The organism is Leptolyngbya sp. BC1307, assembly GCF_002286735.1.
GTDB lineage: Bacteria > Cyanobacteriota > Cyanobacteriia > Phormidesmidales > Phormidesmidaceae > Phormidesmis.
Genome location: NZ_NRTA01000043.1, coordinates 1 through 16,159, shown reverse-complemented (window position 1 = coordinate 16,159; position 16,159 = coordinate 1). Strand labels below are relative to the sequence as shown.

The window sequence follows — 16,159 nt, the reverse complement described above, 5'->3', positions numbered from 1 at the left end:
GGCTTTTAGTCTATCAATAAAGCCTGGGTTAATTGCTGGGCAATGCGATCGCCCGCCCCACTCTCTCCCATGCGCTGCTTGCCGTTTTGATCAATCATTCGCAGTCGGTCGGGGTCGCGCATGATTTGAGCGATCGCCATCCCCACCTGCTCAAGATCGTCGATCATCTGTACCGAGGGGCCGAGCATTTTGGCCTGCACAGTCGCGAACGCCGGGGTAAATTGAGGGCCTTTGCCGGGGAGCGTAATGACGGGTTTGCCCAGCCCGACAAATTGCTCAGCAGCCGTGCCAGCGGTGGCGATCGCAATTTCGGCCTGATCGAGGCAGTCGTTATAAGCGTCAGATATCAATACAATCGTGGCCGTCTGGCGGGTGTAAGCAGGATAGGCACCGGGAATAAATTGCCAGTCAGATAGGTAAGCTTGCAGCTTGTGGAGAGAGAGACTAGGGGCGATCGCCGCCAGTAAGGTCAGCGGGCGATCGCCAAACGCCGCTATGAGACCCGGCAATGTCGCCAGCATTCGGGCAAAGTTGTCGTAAGCTTCGGGCGGCCTAGAGCCGGGTAATAGCGCAATCGTCAGGGCGTCAGCGGGCATTGGCTGAGCAGATAGCGTCCCGGTCGGGCTGAGGCCATCCATCATTGGGTTACCCGCATATTTAGCCCTCACCCCTAAATGCTCTAGCTGCTTTGCGGTGAGAGCGTCGCGCACAAAGACCGCGCGGCAGCGATCACGCGACATTAGCCAGCGCTCCCAGGGCAAATATACAGAACCTGACCAGCCCTCTAGCGGGTTCCACAGATTCGTCGCGGGCAATTTACCCTGTTCGTCTCGCAGCCAGTACTCCGACTTAGCCGTGCCGACAAAGGCATAGGGCAAGCCACTGAGATAGGCAAATAGCAACGGGACAACGTCACCAACCGCGAGAATGGCGTCACCGGTTTTGGCCCAAGTTTTGATAGCGGCGAGCTGCGATCGCGTTAAACCCAGTAATCCCCCTTGCAAATCGCGGGCGAGCTGCTGCGGATCGCGGTTGAGAAAGCCCCCAGAGGGAAGCGATCGCGCCGGGCCAATTACCGGCAGATTCGCTGAGCGATAGCTGTTGCCTGCCCCGGCAATCGGCAAAACCGACAGACTCACTTCAGGGCAAAGCTGACGCAGCGGCGTGAGAATGCGCAGCGCGATTACATCTTCACCGTGGCCGTTACTGATGCACAGCAGTTTCATTGCCAGCCGGGGTTACGAATGCACGTTTTTAACAATAAAGTAGCTGATGGAAAGCGAGAGAATGGCGATCGCCAGCCCAATCAAACTCACCCCCGTCACCTTTTCCAGATCTAGAATAATGATCTTTCTCGCCACTGCCGTCAGCGAAGTGACAATTACCAGCTCTACCTGCACGACATGTTTTCTCAGGTAGGCCGTAATATTTTCTAAAATTTCTAGCGCAATCAGCACACTGAGAAACAACCCAAAAATATTCAGCAGCGTCGTCCCCAAAAAGGTGTTGGGATCAGGGTTGAACAGGACATCGGCCAAATACAGTCCCAGATCTACGATAACGACGATAATTACTATCACCATCGCAATCGAGAGCAGCTTAGAAACCAGGCTCTCAAACAGCTCTAAGTTCTTTAAAAAGCCCTGGTCGCTCGAATGACGGCGAAGAAACCTGATAAATCGATTGCTCACGCTGCCCCTTGCTGTGTAGATTCAATCTAATACTACAGGTAGGGTCAACCTTGCGAGCAGTCATCGAGCAACCACCTGATCTCGCTGAGAGGCGATCGCAGCTTGCTGAGTCACAGCCGGCGGCGACTGCACCATCGCCATAATTTGCTCAGCGCTCGTGGGCGCAGCGGTCGGCGGCTGGGAAGCAATCAGCGTGAGCTGTACGGCGCAAGCTTTCAGCTCTGGCTGCTTAGAAATCGGACATGACTGAGGATGGGTAAGCCCATTTACTTCAGCATTGTCAGCCCATAAAAATCCCCAGTGCATCGGCATAAAGACGGTGCCCCGGCAGATATTTTGAGTGACCCGGATGGGGAGATGGGCAAAGCCTCGGCGCGATCGCACCTCTACCCAATCTCCCGACTGCAACTGCATCTGCTGCGCATCCCGAGGATTGACCTCTAGTGTCGGCTGGCTGTACTTCTTCGCAATCTTCTCAATTCGCCCGGTGCGCGTCTGCGTATGCCAGTGCCCGAGCAGTCGCCCGGTCGTCAGCACCATCGGAAACTCCGGATCGGGCGGCTCCGCCAGCCCTTTGATATGAAACGCGGCAAACTTCGCCCGACCGTTCTCCGTCAAAAAATTGAAATCAGTATACAGCCGCTTGTCAAACTTAGTCGCCGCCGTCTGTGCTGTTTCACACACCGGTGCGGGCCACTGAATCGGCCCTGTTTTAGCCAATCGCTCATGACTGAGCCCGCTCATATCGCACAGCCGGTCTGCCGTCAGGCTGACAAATTCGTCATACACCGCCGCTGCATCCGACCAATCAAACTGCTTCTCAAAGCCCAGGCGGCGACCCACCTCAGCAAAGATTGCCCAGTCCGCTCTAGCACTGCCCACCGGCGCTCGAAAAGCCTCACAAAACGTCACTACCCGCTCAGAATTGGTCATCACGCCCGAAGCCTCGCCCCACTGGGCCGCAGGTAGCAGCACATGCGCGTAAGCTGCCGTCTCAGTCGGGTAGTAAGCATCCTGGCAAATGGTAAACGGCGACTTTAGCAGCGCTGCCTTCGTCCGCTCAATATCGGGCATGCTCACCGCTGGGTTGGTAGCGGCTACCCACAGCACGCCTACCGCTTCACGCTCCAGCGCCAGCATCATATCCCAAGCGGCCAAACCGGGCTCCGGCGAAATACTGCCTTCGGGCAACTGCCAAACCCGCTCAACCACCCGCCGATGAACCGGATTTTTCACCAACCGGTAGCCCGGTAATATATGCGCCAGCCCGCCCGCCTCCCGGCCTCCCATCGCATTGGGCTGACCGGTCAGGGAGAACGGCCCCGCCCCCGGACGGCCAATGTTGCCGGTCATCAGGTGCAAATTAATAATCGTTTGCACCTTGGCCGTGCCTTCGCTCGACTGGTTAACACCCATTGACCACAGCGAAAGCACCCGCTGAGACTCGCCCCACAGCTTAGCGGCCTTTTCCACATCTGCTTTGGCAATACCGCAAATTTCCGCCACGCGATCAGGCGGGTACTGAGCGGCTACTTGAGCATATTCGGTAAAGCCGTCTGTGCAGTAATCAATAAAAACAGGATCGTGCTTGCCCTGGCGAATGAGCAGATAGGCAATGCCGTTGAGCAGGGCAATGTCAGTACCCGGCTTAATCGCCAAATGCAGGTCAGCATTCTTAGCAGTATCCGTACGACGCGGATCGACCACAATCAGCTTGACGCCTTTATTTTTTTTGTGATGCTTGCGCAAGCGGTTAAAGATGATCGGATGACACTCTGCGGTGTTGGTGCCGATCAAAAAGGCACAGTCCGTTTCCTCTAGATCGTCGTAGCAGCAGGGCGGGCCATCGGAGCCAAAGCTCTGAATATAGCCCGACACCGCTGAAGACATACAGAGACGCGAATTGGCATCAAAGTTGTTCGTGCCGATGCAGCCTTTGATGAGCTTTTGCGCCGCGTAATAATCTTCGGTTTGAAACTGCCCCGAGCCGTACATACAGATGGAGTTTGGGCCACGCAGCTCAATTGATTTTTGAATTTCTGAGGTGATCTTACCGAGCGCTGCTTCCCAACTTACTTGCTGAAAAGGAACCTCTAGCGACTCCCGTATCATCGGGTGCTTGAGCCGGTCTTTATTCAGTGATTCGCCGACCGAAGCGCCTTTAATGCACACCTGCCCTTTGCTAGAAGGATGCTCTCTATCGCCTACCGCCTGCCAAATTGGCCGACCTTCGCTGTCACGAGTGATTCCCCGGCCTTTGCGAGCGGGCGGAAAAACTTCTAGGCCGCAGCCTACGCCGCAGTAGGGACAGAGTGTTTTGGTTGAGAGTGTTTTGGTCGAACCTGTTTTGGCTGAATGTGACACCGCTGAACCTTCCCCATAAATGCTGATAAACAGACCGGTAGGAGACGATCAAACGCCCCCTACCGGTTTAGTGGAAACTGACACAAAAACCTGTGTCAATCTTTACCCTTGAACAACTCTTAACTCATCACAGAAGGATTACCAGCAGCAGGCGCAACCGGAATGGCCACCTCTTCACCCTCGTGAGCATCGGCAAAGGAGTTCTTGGGTTCATCCAGAAAGAACGCACAGAGGAAGGCGACGATTAAACCGGCTACCCCTAGCACCTGGAAAAAGAGCGCATTCGCCCGAGCCGTTCCAGCGGCGATAACGGCTGGATCGACTCCATCACCGGCAGGAACTAGCGCCTGTTGAAGTAGGAGCAAAATTGTCAGGTAAGCGACTGCGCCGACGTTGCCGTAAGCACCGACGTTGCCGGCAACCTGTCCTGTAATCCGAGACTTCACCAGCGGCACGAGGGCAAAGGTAGCGCCTTCTGCTGCCTGCACAAAGAAGGAGCAAGCCATCACCAGCAGCACTGCCCCCGGCAACCACCAACTGCTGCCGACCATGCTAAAGAGCAGATAGCCAATTCCCATGCCGCCTAGCAGTACCGTCATCGTCCACTTGCGGCTACCGACCGAGTCGGAGATGATGCCGCCGCCCGGACGAGAGACCAGATTCATAAACGCATAGCTCGCGGCAATCATCCCAGCGGCTGCTTTATCCAGGCTGAAGGTGCCTTCAAAGAAGGCAGGTAGCACGGAAACCACCGCTAGCTCAGAGCCAAAGTTCACAACATAAGTCAGCTCTAGAATCGCAACCTGCTTAAACCGATAGCGATCTTCTGCGGGGTAGCGTTTGCGTCCGGCCAGGAGATCTTTGTTGACCATCCAGCAGTTGTACGCCTGAAACGCATACAGCCCCAGTAGCAAGAGCATGGTGATAAACATTGCCGGAACAGAAAGAAAGCCGACTTGTTGCAGTCTCCAGGCAATCACCATCAAGATGGCCGTCAGAGGGACGTTCATGGCCATCAAGAACCAGAAGTCGCGAACGGTAGTCACTTCGATGCCGCGAGCGCTTGCAGGACGACGGTAGACTTTACCCGGAGGCGTGTCGGTGACATTGAAGTAGTAAAACACGCCGTATAGCGCTGTCACAATACCGGAGCCTGCGATCGCCGCTCTCCAATTCAAAACTTCGCTACTGAAGGACATCCCCAAAACTTCGAAGGGCTGAGGCTCACCGAAGTTAAACGAACCGGGCAAGAAGCTCAGCGCCATCGCAAAAAGCACCATCGTGAAGGCAGAAAACGCAGATCCGAAGTTGCCCCAGCCGCCGTAAATACCTTCAGCTGTACCCACTTCTTTTGGGGGGAACCACTCTGCGGTCATGCGAATGCCGATTACAAAGCCCGCACCGACAATCCCCATCAGCAAGCGGCCAACAACCAGCTGGTTGAAGCTCGTCGCCGTTGCAAAGATCAAACAGGGAATTGCCGCATAAATTAGCAGACAGGTATACGTAACGCGAGGGCCGTACTTATCGAGCAGCATCCCGATAATGATCCGAGCCGGTACCGTCAAAGCCACGTTACACAGGCCGATAGTGCCCGCCTGCTGGGGAGTCAGGCCAAACTCTTGAACAATAGTCGTCGCGAACGGTGGGAAATTAAACCAAACAACAAATGATAAAAAGAAGGCAAACCAGGTCAGGTGTAATATTCTATACCTGCCCTGAGTTGCTTTCGTAAACAACTCTCCAATCATCTTGCGCTATGCTCCTAGGTATGGATATGCCCTGCCCCGGATGGTTCCGGAGCGAGGCTACTTAACTGAAGTCTTGAGGCGGCAACCTCAAGACTTCTTTTTTGGTGGCCCGACCTGCTGCCCCAATAATGACTATCGACAGCAGCCGTCAGGCCGGGAAAACATGAGTCAACAGAGACTCATTTGGCAATTGCCCCAAACTTTTCTTGCAGCAGGTCAGCAACGACCTCCTTCAAATCTTCACAGGGCACGGCTTTCATCACCCGCTCGCCAAGCTGAGCATGTTTACCTACCTGACCGCCCATGTAAATATCGACAGCCTCCACGGTCTTGCCATCCTTACGAGTTTTTGTTCCTAAGAACCCGATGTCAGCCACCTGCGGCTGACCGCAGGAGTTAGGACAACCCGTCCAGTGCAGGCGCACCTTCTCATCTATCTCAAACAGCGCATCTAGCTCCTGGGCTAAGGCATGGGCGCGCTGCTTAGTTTCGATCAGAGCAAAGTTGCAAAACCGCGACCCGGTGCAGGAAACACTTCTGCGCACCAGCGGCGACGGGTCAATCGAGAACTTCTGCACGGGCGCTTCCTGCAAAAACGCCTCCAGGCGAGAGTCCGGAATGTTGGGGATGATGACATTTTGCTCGACGGTCAGGCGAATTTCGCCATTGCCGTACACTTCCGCGAGGCGAGCAATTTCAAACATGTCATCGGCGTAGAAGTGGCCCACCGGAATGTGCAGACCCACGTAGTTCAATCCGGGCTGCTTTTGGGCGTGAACGCCGAGATGATCGCTCTTGCCTTCGTCGGTGATGGCGTTCTCTGGGGCCGCAGACGCTAAGGACTGGCCCATTTGCTTTTCTACCGCCGCGCGAAACTCTTGCAGGCCCATTTCTTCAATCAGCCACATCAGGCGCGTCTGCTGTCGGTTACCCCGCGATCCCAAATCGCGAAATACTGTCAGAATGGCGCGGCAAATCTCCACCACCGTGTCATCAGCAGGCACCCAGGCATTCAGGGGAATCGCCGAGTCGCAGCGTTTAGCCGAGAAAAATCCGCCGACAATGACGTTAAATCCGAGTTCGCCGCCTTCTACACCGTCTTTAAATGCTGGCAAAAAGGCGATGTCGTTAATTTCTGAATGAATGGAATCTTCCCGGCTGCCTTCAAGCGCAATGTTGAACTTACGAGGCAGGTTGGTAAAGTCGTAATTGCCTTCACCATTGTTAGTAATCATGTCCTGCACTTTACGCACCAGACCCTGCGTATCGATCAGTTCATTGGCAGCGATGCCCGCTACTGGCGAACCGGTAATGTTGCGCACGTTATCCATGCCCGACTGAATAGAGGTAATGCCCGCCTGCTTAAAGCGCTCGAAGATATCGGGAATGTCTTCCAGGCGGACGCCGCGCAGCTGGAGATTTTGCCGGGTGGTTACATCCGCGCAGCCGTCGTCACCGTAGCACTGGACGATTTCAGCGAGAATGCGCATTTTATGACTAGAGAGCGCGCCGTTAGGCATCCGCAAGCGCAGCATGAACTTGCCTGGGGTGACCGGCCGATGGAATACACCTAACCACTTCAGTCGGCCAGTCAGGTCAGTTTTATCGAGCGCTTCCCAGCCCATTTCGGCAAACTTATCAAGTTCGTCCTTAACCGCTAAACCGTCTTTTTCGGCTTTGTATTTCTCAAACTTATTCTTTTTTTCCACCCTGTCTGCGACGCTTGGTGAAGTAACCATGCCATACCCAAATGTTTAGTAATTTCGCCTTGAAATCATCAATTTGCCTTCGCTGTTTTTTCGCCAAGTGGCAAGTCAATTCATTCAAGGTGTAGAACACAGCAGCGGCCTTTCAAACCTTTTTTTAACGGGTTCTAATGATAAGCCTGTGCAGTTTTATAGAAACCACAACCGAAGTGACTCGGCGAAGAAAAGTGGCAAGTACAGCTATCAAAGACTTGTTAAATATTTGACGGGTGCCCTTGCCCACCACGCTTATAAGGAACCGTTTTAGGGTTTTGTCTAACTCATCTGCTGTTGAGTTGCTCCTAACATATGAAAAATCTACAGAGCCTTTTGTATTAACAGATACGCTTCTAACCTCATTAGGCTCATCTGTGGCATTAGCTGCATTATTACGATGCGTTTTTTGCAAAATACTGGCTCGGAGCGATCGCTCTAGAGACATGAAGCTAGCGTTCGGATAGCCTATGCAACCAATTTAGAAATGTTTTCATCCTTTCTATGCCAGTTTTCAGCGTTTATGTTGCTCCAGGCTATCTGCTATCAGCATTGAACCATCGAACTTGATTGGGCTATTAGGCGCTTCATCACCTGGCCAGTCACAGACAGAATTTGGTAGCACAGGCAACCAAAACTACTTGAGAGCTAAGTGAAGACCCAATTGCTTCGTTCGAGCTGTTGATTCTTGAGTCATCTGATAGCCTGGTAGATACTGAGGTTAAGCAGCAACCGTAATATTTTCAGGAATATTCAGAGAAAGCTGCGAGGTACTTCGGGCTGTTGGGAGTGCTTTGCCACCTTAGACGCCTCTGAATCTGCCTTAGCTTCGGCCACAAGAGAGCAGCGCTCGACTATGAAGGCTAGCTATTGCTACCGATTATGCGCTCATTATATTGAGGAGTTATTTAAGGTCTTATGTCGTCTGCGGAATCTATCTCTTCATCCGACTCTGCTGCTCACCCAAAAGATAATCCTGACGGAGAATCCATAGCCGAGCACGAAACCGAAAGGCAAATAGAGCAGGCGATCGCCCAGCTCGTCGAAGGTGACTTTCAAAGTAAATGGGACAGAACCAAGCGACTTGATCGGCAGTTTGTGCAGTGGGGCGATCGCCCTATCCCTTACTTAATCGATCGTCTGGAAGACAGCACCGATCCCGAAAATCAATGGTTTTTGGTGCGAGCACTGGCGCAGTTTGACCATCCGGTAGTGGTCGAAGCGCTGGCAGAGCTGCTGGTGACGACGACTGCCGAAGACCTTCAGCTAGAGACCATTAAAGCCCTCACTCAGCTGGGTAGCAGTGCCATCGCTAGCCTTACTCACCTGCTAGACCCGCATCAGCCGCTGGCTCGCCGAATCTTAGCGGCCCGGACGCTGGCTCGCATTCGCCGCAGCGTCACCATATCCCCGCTACTGAGCATTGCTGCTGACGCCGATCCTCAGCTTCGGGCGATCGCCGTCGAAGCCCTCGGCAGCTTTCACGATTCTCGGGTTACACCAGTGCTATTGGCCGCGCTCGATGATGTGAGCCCGGTCTGCATTGAAGCCATCCGCACGCTGGGTCGGCGGGCTGATCTGCTCACTACGACTGATTTGATCGGTTCGCTGCAGCGCTGTCTGTATCATCCAGACGAAGCGATCGCCCGAGAAAGCGCCGTGGCCTTAGGACGGCTCGGGGGTGAAGCAGCCGTCATCGCACTGGGAGAATCGCTTACCCAGCCACAGCCCGTAGCGGTCAAGGTTGCTATCGTCCGGGCTCTGGGCTGGATGGATACGCCAGCTGCCGTGGCCTACCTTACCCATGCTTTTGACTGCGCCGTGCCGGTCGTCATGCCTGCCGTTCAGCAAGAGATTGCGCGATCGCTTGGCCAAACCCGCTCTGCCACTCTCAAACTGCAAGCGGCTCAGCCTCTGCTTGGCTGGCTTCAGGCCGATAATTTAGCGAACCCAACGGTCGAGGTCGGCGATCGCTCTAAAGAAACTGACTTGTCAACCTACCCTAGCGCCCTAGCCCTCAAGCAAGCCGTCATTTCATCTCTGGCCCGACTCAGCGCTCGCCCCGCCCTCGACAGCCTGATCCCCATGCTCAGCGACCCCGACTCTCGCATCAGAATGCACGTCCTGAGCGCCCTCAAGCAAATTGATCCCAAAGCTGCCCAAACCAAAATTCAGCAATATGTAGAAGACGAAAACACACCCCCGCTGCGGCGACAGCAAGTGACTGAGAGTTTATCCGCCTGGTAACTTGCCTAGGCACTGCTAAGATGGCAAATTCAGCGACTACCCAATCCCCAAATCTATCCGAATCGGGGGTGGCCTGAAGTAAATTTGGAAGCCCACACTTTTTTGCTGGCTGGGCCGTAGCAACCCTTACAAAACCAAATATGACTGCGCTTTACAGTTAGAGATGAGGGTTTAGATCAGGGGCAGCGCATGCTTCAACCCATGAGCTAGACCTTACGCAGCTGTATCACTCTGTAATTTTTATGCGCCTAGAGCAGTTGCAGGCTTTTTTAGCGGTCGCCGAAACTGGCAGCTTTCAGGCGGCGGCGCGGCAGTGCGGCGTTACCCAGTCCACCATTAGCCGCCAGGTGCGGGCGATTGAAGATGATTTTGGCGTATCGCTGTTTCACCGGACGGCTCAGGCTAAGCTCACCCTAGCTGGCAGCACGCTGATGCCCAGAGCGTTGCGTATCTGCAAAGAGTGGCAGCAGGCTCAGCAAGAAATTGGCGATCTGGTCAAGGGGAAGCAGACTGAGCTGTGCATCTCTGGGATTCATTCGGTCTGCGCATATCTGCTGCCACCGATTGTCACGCAGTACTGCCATACGCACCCCAATGTGCAGCTGCGGATCACGGCATTGGGCAGTGATCGCTCCCTCAAAGTACTGCGCGATGGCCTGGTCGATGTCTCTATCGTCATGCACAACCCGCTACTTACCAACAATCAAGAAATGGTGGTGGTGCCGCTCTACGAAGAGCCTGTCGAAGTGCTGATGGCGGCAGATCATCCGCTGAGCCGCCACCAGACGGTGCCCTGGGCAGAAATTGCTCGCTATCCGCAGGTGGTGTTTAAAGACGGCTACGGGATGCAGCGCATTGTCCAAAGTCAGTTTCGAGATCAGGGCGCAGATTTCAAGATCGCCTTAGAACTCAATACGCTCGATGCCTTTCGGGGTGTTGTCCGCCAGGGTAATATGGTAGCCCTGCTGCCGCGCTCCGCCCTGATCGAAAGCCGCCGCGACCCCGACCTGACCGTGCGGGCAACCGGTGCGCCTGTGTTGCGGCGCAAAGTGGTGATGGTTACTACCCACGACCGCCTGATGATTCCGCCTATTCGAGAGTTTTGCGATTTGGTGCGTCAGCAGGCCAGCGACCAATTTACCCAAGTCAGCGACCTTGCCGTCCTCCCTACCGCCAGCTAGCCGGTGCCAATTAGCGGTCCCACCACCGTCCCTATGAGCTACCTCCCCGATGCCCCACTGACCAACCAGAACAACCCAAGCAACCAGTCTTTGAGTGACCAATTTCGAGACCTGCTAAAAAAAATAGGCAGCGGCATCCATACCGCCAAGTCGCTAAGCCGCGAGGAAGCGGCGACTGCCACTGTGCTGATGCTGACCGAAGCGGCCACTCCCGCTCAGATTGGCGCTTTTATGATCGCCCACCGGATCAAGCGTCCGACCCCTACCGAACTCGCCGGGATGCTCGATACCTACGACGCGCTCGGCCCTCACCTCAGTGAGATTGACGCGCCTTATCCGGTTACTGTTTTTTGCAATCCTTACGATGGGCGATCGCGTACAGCGCCTATCACCCCCCTGACGGCGCTGATCATGGTTGCAGCGGGTGCCCCGGTGGTGATGGCTGGCGGCGATCGCATGCCGACCAAAATGGGCCTGCCAACGGCAGAAATTTGGCAGGGGCTAGGGCTTAATTGGCCAGCGCTGACCATTGACCAGGTACAAACGGTACTGGCTCAGACCGGTCTGGGCTTTGTTTACCAGCCGGTTCACTTCCCGCAGGCGCAGGCGATGGTGCCCTACCGCGAGCAAATTGGTAAGCGCCCTACCCTGGCTACCGTTGAGATTATGTGGTCGCCCTACATCGGCCAGAGCAACCTGGTCAGCGGCTATGTGCACCCCCCCACCGAAGCGCGCACTCAGGATGCCTTCACCCAGCGCGGCACGTCCTTTTTTACGACGGTCAAGGGCTTAGAAGGGAGCTGTGATATTGCCCGCGATCGCACTGGTATTATCGGCCTCAATCATTTGCAAGCTGGCACCTTAGAAACTGAACGACTGCTACTACATCCCCGCGACTATGGCTTTCATGGGTCAGACCCAGAGATCACCCCGCTAGCAGAGTTGTTAGCGTACTACCAGGCGGCTTTCACGGGGCAACCGAACGAAGTCAGCCGCTCAGCCGTGTGGAACAGTGGCTTTTATCTGTGGCGCGTCGGTCGAGTGGATAGCTTAGCAGCCGGGTTTGAACTCAGCGAATCCCTCTTAACCAACAACGCTGTCAAAGATAAGCTCTACGAGATCAGAGCCGCCATTGACGAAGCTGCCTAATGTGCAGGCTCCTACGTCATGGCCTGCGTAGTTCTCTGACCCGCCGCCGGGTGAAGGAGCCAAGCAGCGCGCCCAAGCGCCCTGGACGAAGCTTTTAGTGATCTAGCAAGATGATAAACCGGACAGGAATATTGCCGCCTGATAGGACTTCGGCCATAGCGATCGCCCCTCTTAGTTCGGTCATTGCCTGCGAGCTGTGACCTTTGTAAGCGCGGGCAACATTTTCTACGCCCAAGCGAAACCCCGACAGGTTTAGGCAGGTAGTCACCAGATAAGCCACCTCTTTTAAGCGCGATCGCGCGCCCTCACTGCAATCATCTGGCAGGGGCGGAAAATCTTTGGCACTCTGGGGCAAGGGTGACAGGCTGGGGTTTTCCCATAGCAGATACTGATTGATGCGCGAGTCTTCAAAAGTGGGAAGTTCGGACAGCGATCGCCACCGTGAGCCATCATGAGCCTCTAAGATCACCGTCCGATACGTTGACATAGTCTGCTGTTTGTATGGCCAGAGCCACCAACTGCCGCTTAAAGTCGCTATATGTTAGCCATCGCCACCAGCGCTCGCATCTGCCTTACGGATCAATTTGCCAGCTCTTCTGTCAGCATCTGCTCATAAATTTGAGGCAGCAGGTCAGACATGCTGTTGTCTTCAATGCCGTAGCCCAGGCTAGTCCAGGTGCCCGACAGCAGCTCTAGCACTGTCTTTACCTCTTCCTGGCGCAGCAGTTCAACAACATCTACGCCCCACACCTCCGAATCAGCCAGCCAGTCATACACCACTGCATCTTGATACTCGGGCTCAAAGCTAGGCTGCTCCCATACCTCGTACCAGGACAGCCGCTGAGGATTGTAGTATCGGGCCTGGCTCTCCCAGGTCGTTGTCAAAAACTGATAGCGGCCTGCCGCCGTCGTACAGTCTCCCAGATTTGGCCCATTCACAATCGCCACACACTCGTCAGGATGCACGCTCAAATCCTCCACTCGCTGTCCGCCGTACAGCAGTCGGTAAGGGTCTGCCGTGTTGGATTCTGCTGCTGAGATCGTTCGCATCAGGGCTCGCAGGTAGGGGTCGCCTCCCTCCATTACCAAAGGCAGCGGCGAGGCGACATAGTCCGTCGGCTCTAGCAGGTCCTCTTCAGCCGATGGCACTGATGACCACCCATGAATTGTCCAAGCCACCCCTAAAAACATCAGCATCGTCAAGCCAATGGGCCCCATGCCATCTAAAACCGACTTTTTCTTAGAGCGAGACCGGGACTTCTTTAAGCTCTTTTTGGATGGGTTTTCAGCAGTATTTTCCGGGCTTTCTGAGGTCTTTCGCTGCATCAAACGCTGTAAAAACAAAGGAACTAAGTGCTAAAGGGCGGGCTCAGACAGAGGGCTTGCTTGAAAGCATCTACTAACATAGGTCATATTAACCAAACTTCCTGTGACTTGGTTGGCCTGTGTAGAGCAGCTACACCCAACTGCCGCCTAATCCCTCACCTGCCCGCCTATGGCCCCGATAGAATCCAACGACCGCTTGATGATCATCTTGATCTGCGCTGTCCCCTTCGCTGCCCTGCTCTACTGCGGCCTGGTCATGGGCACGCTGCTCAGCTTCCCTGCTGCCAGAACCCATCCGCTCGTGTTTGGCGGCATTTTTGCCCTGATTCCCCTGGTTACGGGCGCAGCCATCTGGGTCGGCCCCTTTAGAAAATAAAGAAAAAAGATAGAGGAAATTTAGCAACTTTCTAAAAAATTTCGTCTAGATTGACCTGAAGGCCAGGTAGCTCTGGTTCACCTGATAGCGTGCCTGACAGCGGCACCGTTTCAACCGGCTGCTCCGGACGATAGATTTCGACAATTTTGTCTTGAGGGCTAATTAGCCAGCCTAGAGTGAGGCCATTGTTTAAATACATCTGCATTTTTGCCTGCAGCACTGATAGCGTGTCGCTCGCAGACTGTAGCTCAACGGCGAAATCGGGGCACAGCGGCAAAAACTTATTGGGATCGGGAGATAAGGCTTCTATCCGGCTCTTTAGCACCCAAGCCACATCAGGGGAGCGAATCGCCCCGTTCGGCAATCTAAAGCCCGTAGACGAATCAAAGCCCAGTCCGCTGCCATCGCGCTTCACCCAATTACCAAACTGCTGGGCAAGGTCAAAATTTCGGTTGCCTGTCTCCCATCCGGTCGGCGGCATCAGTATTAAATGTCCTTCTGCGGTGAGTTCGAGTCTTAAATCCGGATTTGCCTGACACAGACGATAAAACTCGGCCTCACTCAGGGCGAGGTCAGCGGCGCGCATATCTAAGGTAAGTGCCATCATTGCTTAAAACCGGTAGCACGGGTTGCTTTCATTTTAGTACTCAGCGATCGCTTTCATTGAGTATTGGCATAGAGCTGTATGACCCAGCTGAACCGCTCATGCCTGAGGCTCTAAAGCTGCCACTCTACTAAGCGCACCACATTGCCCAGTAGCCGATGCTTCAGCCAAGAGCGCCTTTTCCATTGCCGCAGGCCGATCTGCTCACATTCGGCGAATCCTCGCTCAAAAGCCTGTTCTACATGATTGAATAGTTCCGCGCTATCAGAGATGATATCCAGCTCATCGTTGTGTAAAAAGCTGCGATAGTCGATATTAGCGCTACCCATATTCACCCACTCATCGTCAATGATCAGCATTTTGGCATGGATCATGCTGGGCTGATATTCGAAGATTTTGATACCAGCTTTTAATAGCGAGCCGTACACCTCATAAGAAGCGTAATAAACCGGCTTTTTGTCAGACCGAACGCTGGTCGTCAAAATCCGCACGTCTACCCCAGCCCGCTGAGCGCCAATCAGCAGCTCCCGAGTACTCCTATTGGGCAAAAGATAGGGGCTCGATAGCCAAATCCGTCGCCGCGCGCAGGCAATCAATGTCTGCTTAGTGATTTCGATAGGCGATTCTCGGTAGCCCGGCTTTGTGCCAATAGTTACCAACATTGCCGCCTTATCAACCTTGTCTTGAAGCGTTGGCGTCTCAGCCTCCGGCGGCGTCTGCCTGGCGTAGTGACGATTAGCAGTATTGGGTGGCCGATAAGCTGAACGTGCCGACGACGCCTCTCGCTGAGCCACCGCCGGATAAATTTTCGCCATATCGACAGCCGTCGCCTGGCTATCGTTATATCGCTTGTACCCCTGCCAGTGGGTCTGAAAAACAGTCGATAGTACGGTTACAACCTCGCCCGTAAAGGCCGCTTCGATATCAAACCAGGGCTTAGTGTCGTCCGATTTCTCGACGCCGTCCCACAGATCTGAAATGCCCGCCCCACCTATCCAGACCTTTTCACCGTCAATAATTAGCAGCTTGCGGTGAGTTCGCCCGGCATAGTTAGCAGGGGCCCTAAAATCGAACGGATTAAAAAAGACAATCTGCGCTCCGGCTGACTGCAGACGCCGCCAGTAGCTCATCGGCAGTTTCCGGGTTCCCCAGCTATCGACGAGTAGCTGTACTTCAATGCCTTCGGTGGCTCGACGGGCGATCGCTTCCGAAAAATCTTGGGCTCGTTTCCCCGGTGTCATGATAAACGTTTCAAACTGAATGCTTTGCTGAGCGCTGTTAATGGCCGCTATGCGAGCTGTTTGAATTTCGTCAGCTGTGTTCCAGAAGCCGATCACCTTGCCCGTTGAAGAGAGAGACTTGGTCAGGCTGCTCACCGTTAGCAGAAATCGAGGGTCTTTAGGGGCGATCGCATGCTCTATATGAAAGGGAGGCCGCCATCGAAACGCCCCCCGGATGTACAAGCTCAGCAAGACAATCGCAACCAGCACGACCAGCCCAATAAGCAACCATTGAAAAACAGTAATTATCAGACCCACTCCACACACTCCTCTGACCAATGGCACTTGCAGTGTATAGATTTTTGGCTGCACTGTCGGTCTAGCTGCAGACATAAACTCGCCGCCTCTGCCTAGCTGCCAATCAAATCAAACAAAAAGCCCCCCGCACGGCCTGCCAGAAGCAGCGTGCGGGGGGCTTTTATTTCGCTATCCAATCAAGGAGTAGTTATCA

General features: G+C 54.3%; 13 protein-coding genes. 4 read left to right on the top strand and 9 right to left on the bottom strand.

The window, feature by feature from the left end:
• Positions 1–5 precede the first annotated feature (5 nt).
• The 5 genes from CKL79_RS17925 to CKL79_RS17905 all read right to left on the bottom strand — a co-directional run bounded on the left by CKL79_RS17925 (position 6) and on the right by CKL79_RS17905 (position 7,545).
• A complete protein-coding gene (locus tag CKL79_RS17925; RefSeq protein ID WP_121970938.1) occupies positions 6–1,226 on the bottom strand; it encodes a lipid-A-disaccharide synthase-related protein in 1,221 nt (406 codons plus the stop codon).
• Between the two features lie 12 nt (positions 1,227–1,238).
• Positions 1,239–1,691 (bottom strand): phosphate-starvation-inducible PsiE family protein, encoded by a 453-nt coding sequence (locus tag CKL79_RS17920; protein WP_121970937.1) that lies wholly within the window; start codon positions 1,689–1,691, stop codon positions 1,239–1,241.
• 60 nt (positions 1,692–1,751) lie between these two features.
• The gene (locus CKL79_RS17915; protein ID WP_121970936.1) at positions 1,752–4,055 is read right to left on the bottom strand and encodes a nitrate reductase; all 2,304 of its coding nucleotides are present in this window, start codon (positions 4,053–4,055) and stop codon (positions 1,752–1,754) included.
• A 119-nt stretch (positions 4,056–4,174) separates the two neighbouring features.
• The gene (locus CKL79_RS17910; protein WP_121970935.1) at positions 4,175–5,806 is read right to left on the bottom strand and encodes an MFS transporter; all 1,632 of its coding nucleotides are present in this window, start codon (positions 5,804–5,806) and stop codon (positions 4,175–4,177) included.
• Between the two features lie 179 nt (positions 5,807–5,985).
• Positions 5,986–7,545, bottom strand: a complete 1,560-nt coding sequence (locus CKL79_RS17905) for a ferredoxin--nitrite reductase (RefSeq protein WP_121970934.1) — start codon at positions 7,543–7,545, stop codon at positions 5,986–5,988.
• A gap of 918 nt (positions 7,546–8,463) precedes the next feature.
• Here CKL79_RS17905 and CKL79_RS17900 point away from each other — a divergent pair.
• The 3 genes from CKL79_RS17900 to CKL79_RS17890 all read left to right on the top strand — a co-directional run bounded on the left by CKL79_RS17900 (position 8,464) and on the right by CKL79_RS17890 (position 12,122).
• Entirely contained in the window at positions 8,464–9,792 is a 1,329-nt protein-coding gene (locus CKL79_RS17900) for a HEAT repeat domain-containing protein (RefSeq protein ID WP_121970933.1), read from the top strand.
• A gap of 242 nt (positions 9,793–10,034) precedes the next feature.
• Complete coding sequence (locus CKL79_RS17895; protein WP_121970932.1) at positions 10,035–10,973, top strand: LysR family transcriptional regulator; 939 nt, start codon at positions 10,035–10,037, stop codon at positions 10,971–10,973.
• A 3-nt stretch (positions 10,974–10,976) separates the two neighbouring features.
• Positions 10,977–12,122 (top strand): anthranilate phosphoribosyltransferase family protein, encoded by a 1,146-nt coding sequence (locus CKL79_RS17890; protein WP_346427068.1) that lies wholly within the window; start codon positions 10,977–10,979, stop codon positions 12,120–12,122.
• Positions 12,123–12,216: 94 nt separating this feature from the next.
• Here CKL79_RS17890 and CKL79_RS17885 read toward each other — a convergent pair whose 3' ends face one another.
• Both CKL79_RS17885 and CKL79_RS17880 read right to left on the bottom strand, forming a co-directional pair.
• A complete protein-coding gene (locus CKL79_RS17885) occupies positions 12,217–12,609 on the bottom strand; it encodes a hypothetical protein (protein WP_121970931.1) in 393 nt (130 codons plus the stop codon).
• Positions 12,610–12,701: 92 nt separating this feature from the next.
• Entirely contained in the window at positions 12,702–13,466 is a 765-nt protein-coding gene (locus CKL79_RS17880; protein ID WP_240518947.1) for a glycoside hydrolase family protein, read from the bottom strand.
• Between the two features lie 151 nt (positions 13,467–13,617).
• Between CKL79_RS17880 and CKL79_RS17875 the strand changes: the two genes are divergently transcribed.
• Positions 13,618–13,824 carry a hypothetical protein gene (locus CKL79_RS17875; RefSeq protein ID WP_121970930.1) on the top strand — a complete coding sequence of 69 codons (207 nt, stop codon included), beginning with the start codon at positions 13,618–13,620 and terminating at the stop codon, positions 13,822–13,824.
• 31 nt (positions 13,825–13,855) lie between these two features.
• Here CKL79_RS17875 and CKL79_RS17870 read toward each other — a convergent pair whose 3' ends face one another.
• Entirely contained in the window at positions 13,856–14,431 is a 576-nt protein-coding gene (locus CKL79_RS17870; protein ID WP_121970929.1) for a Uma2 family endonuclease, read from the bottom strand.
• A 110-nt stretch (positions 14,432–14,541) separates the two neighbouring features.
• Positions 14,542–16,041 (bottom strand): phospholipase D-like domain-containing protein, encoded by a 1,500-nt coding sequence (locus tag CKL79_RS17865; RefSeq protein WP_240518946.1) that lies wholly within the window; start codon positions 16,039–16,041, stop codon positions 14,542–14,544.
• Positions 16,042–16,159: the final 118 nt, after the last annotated feature.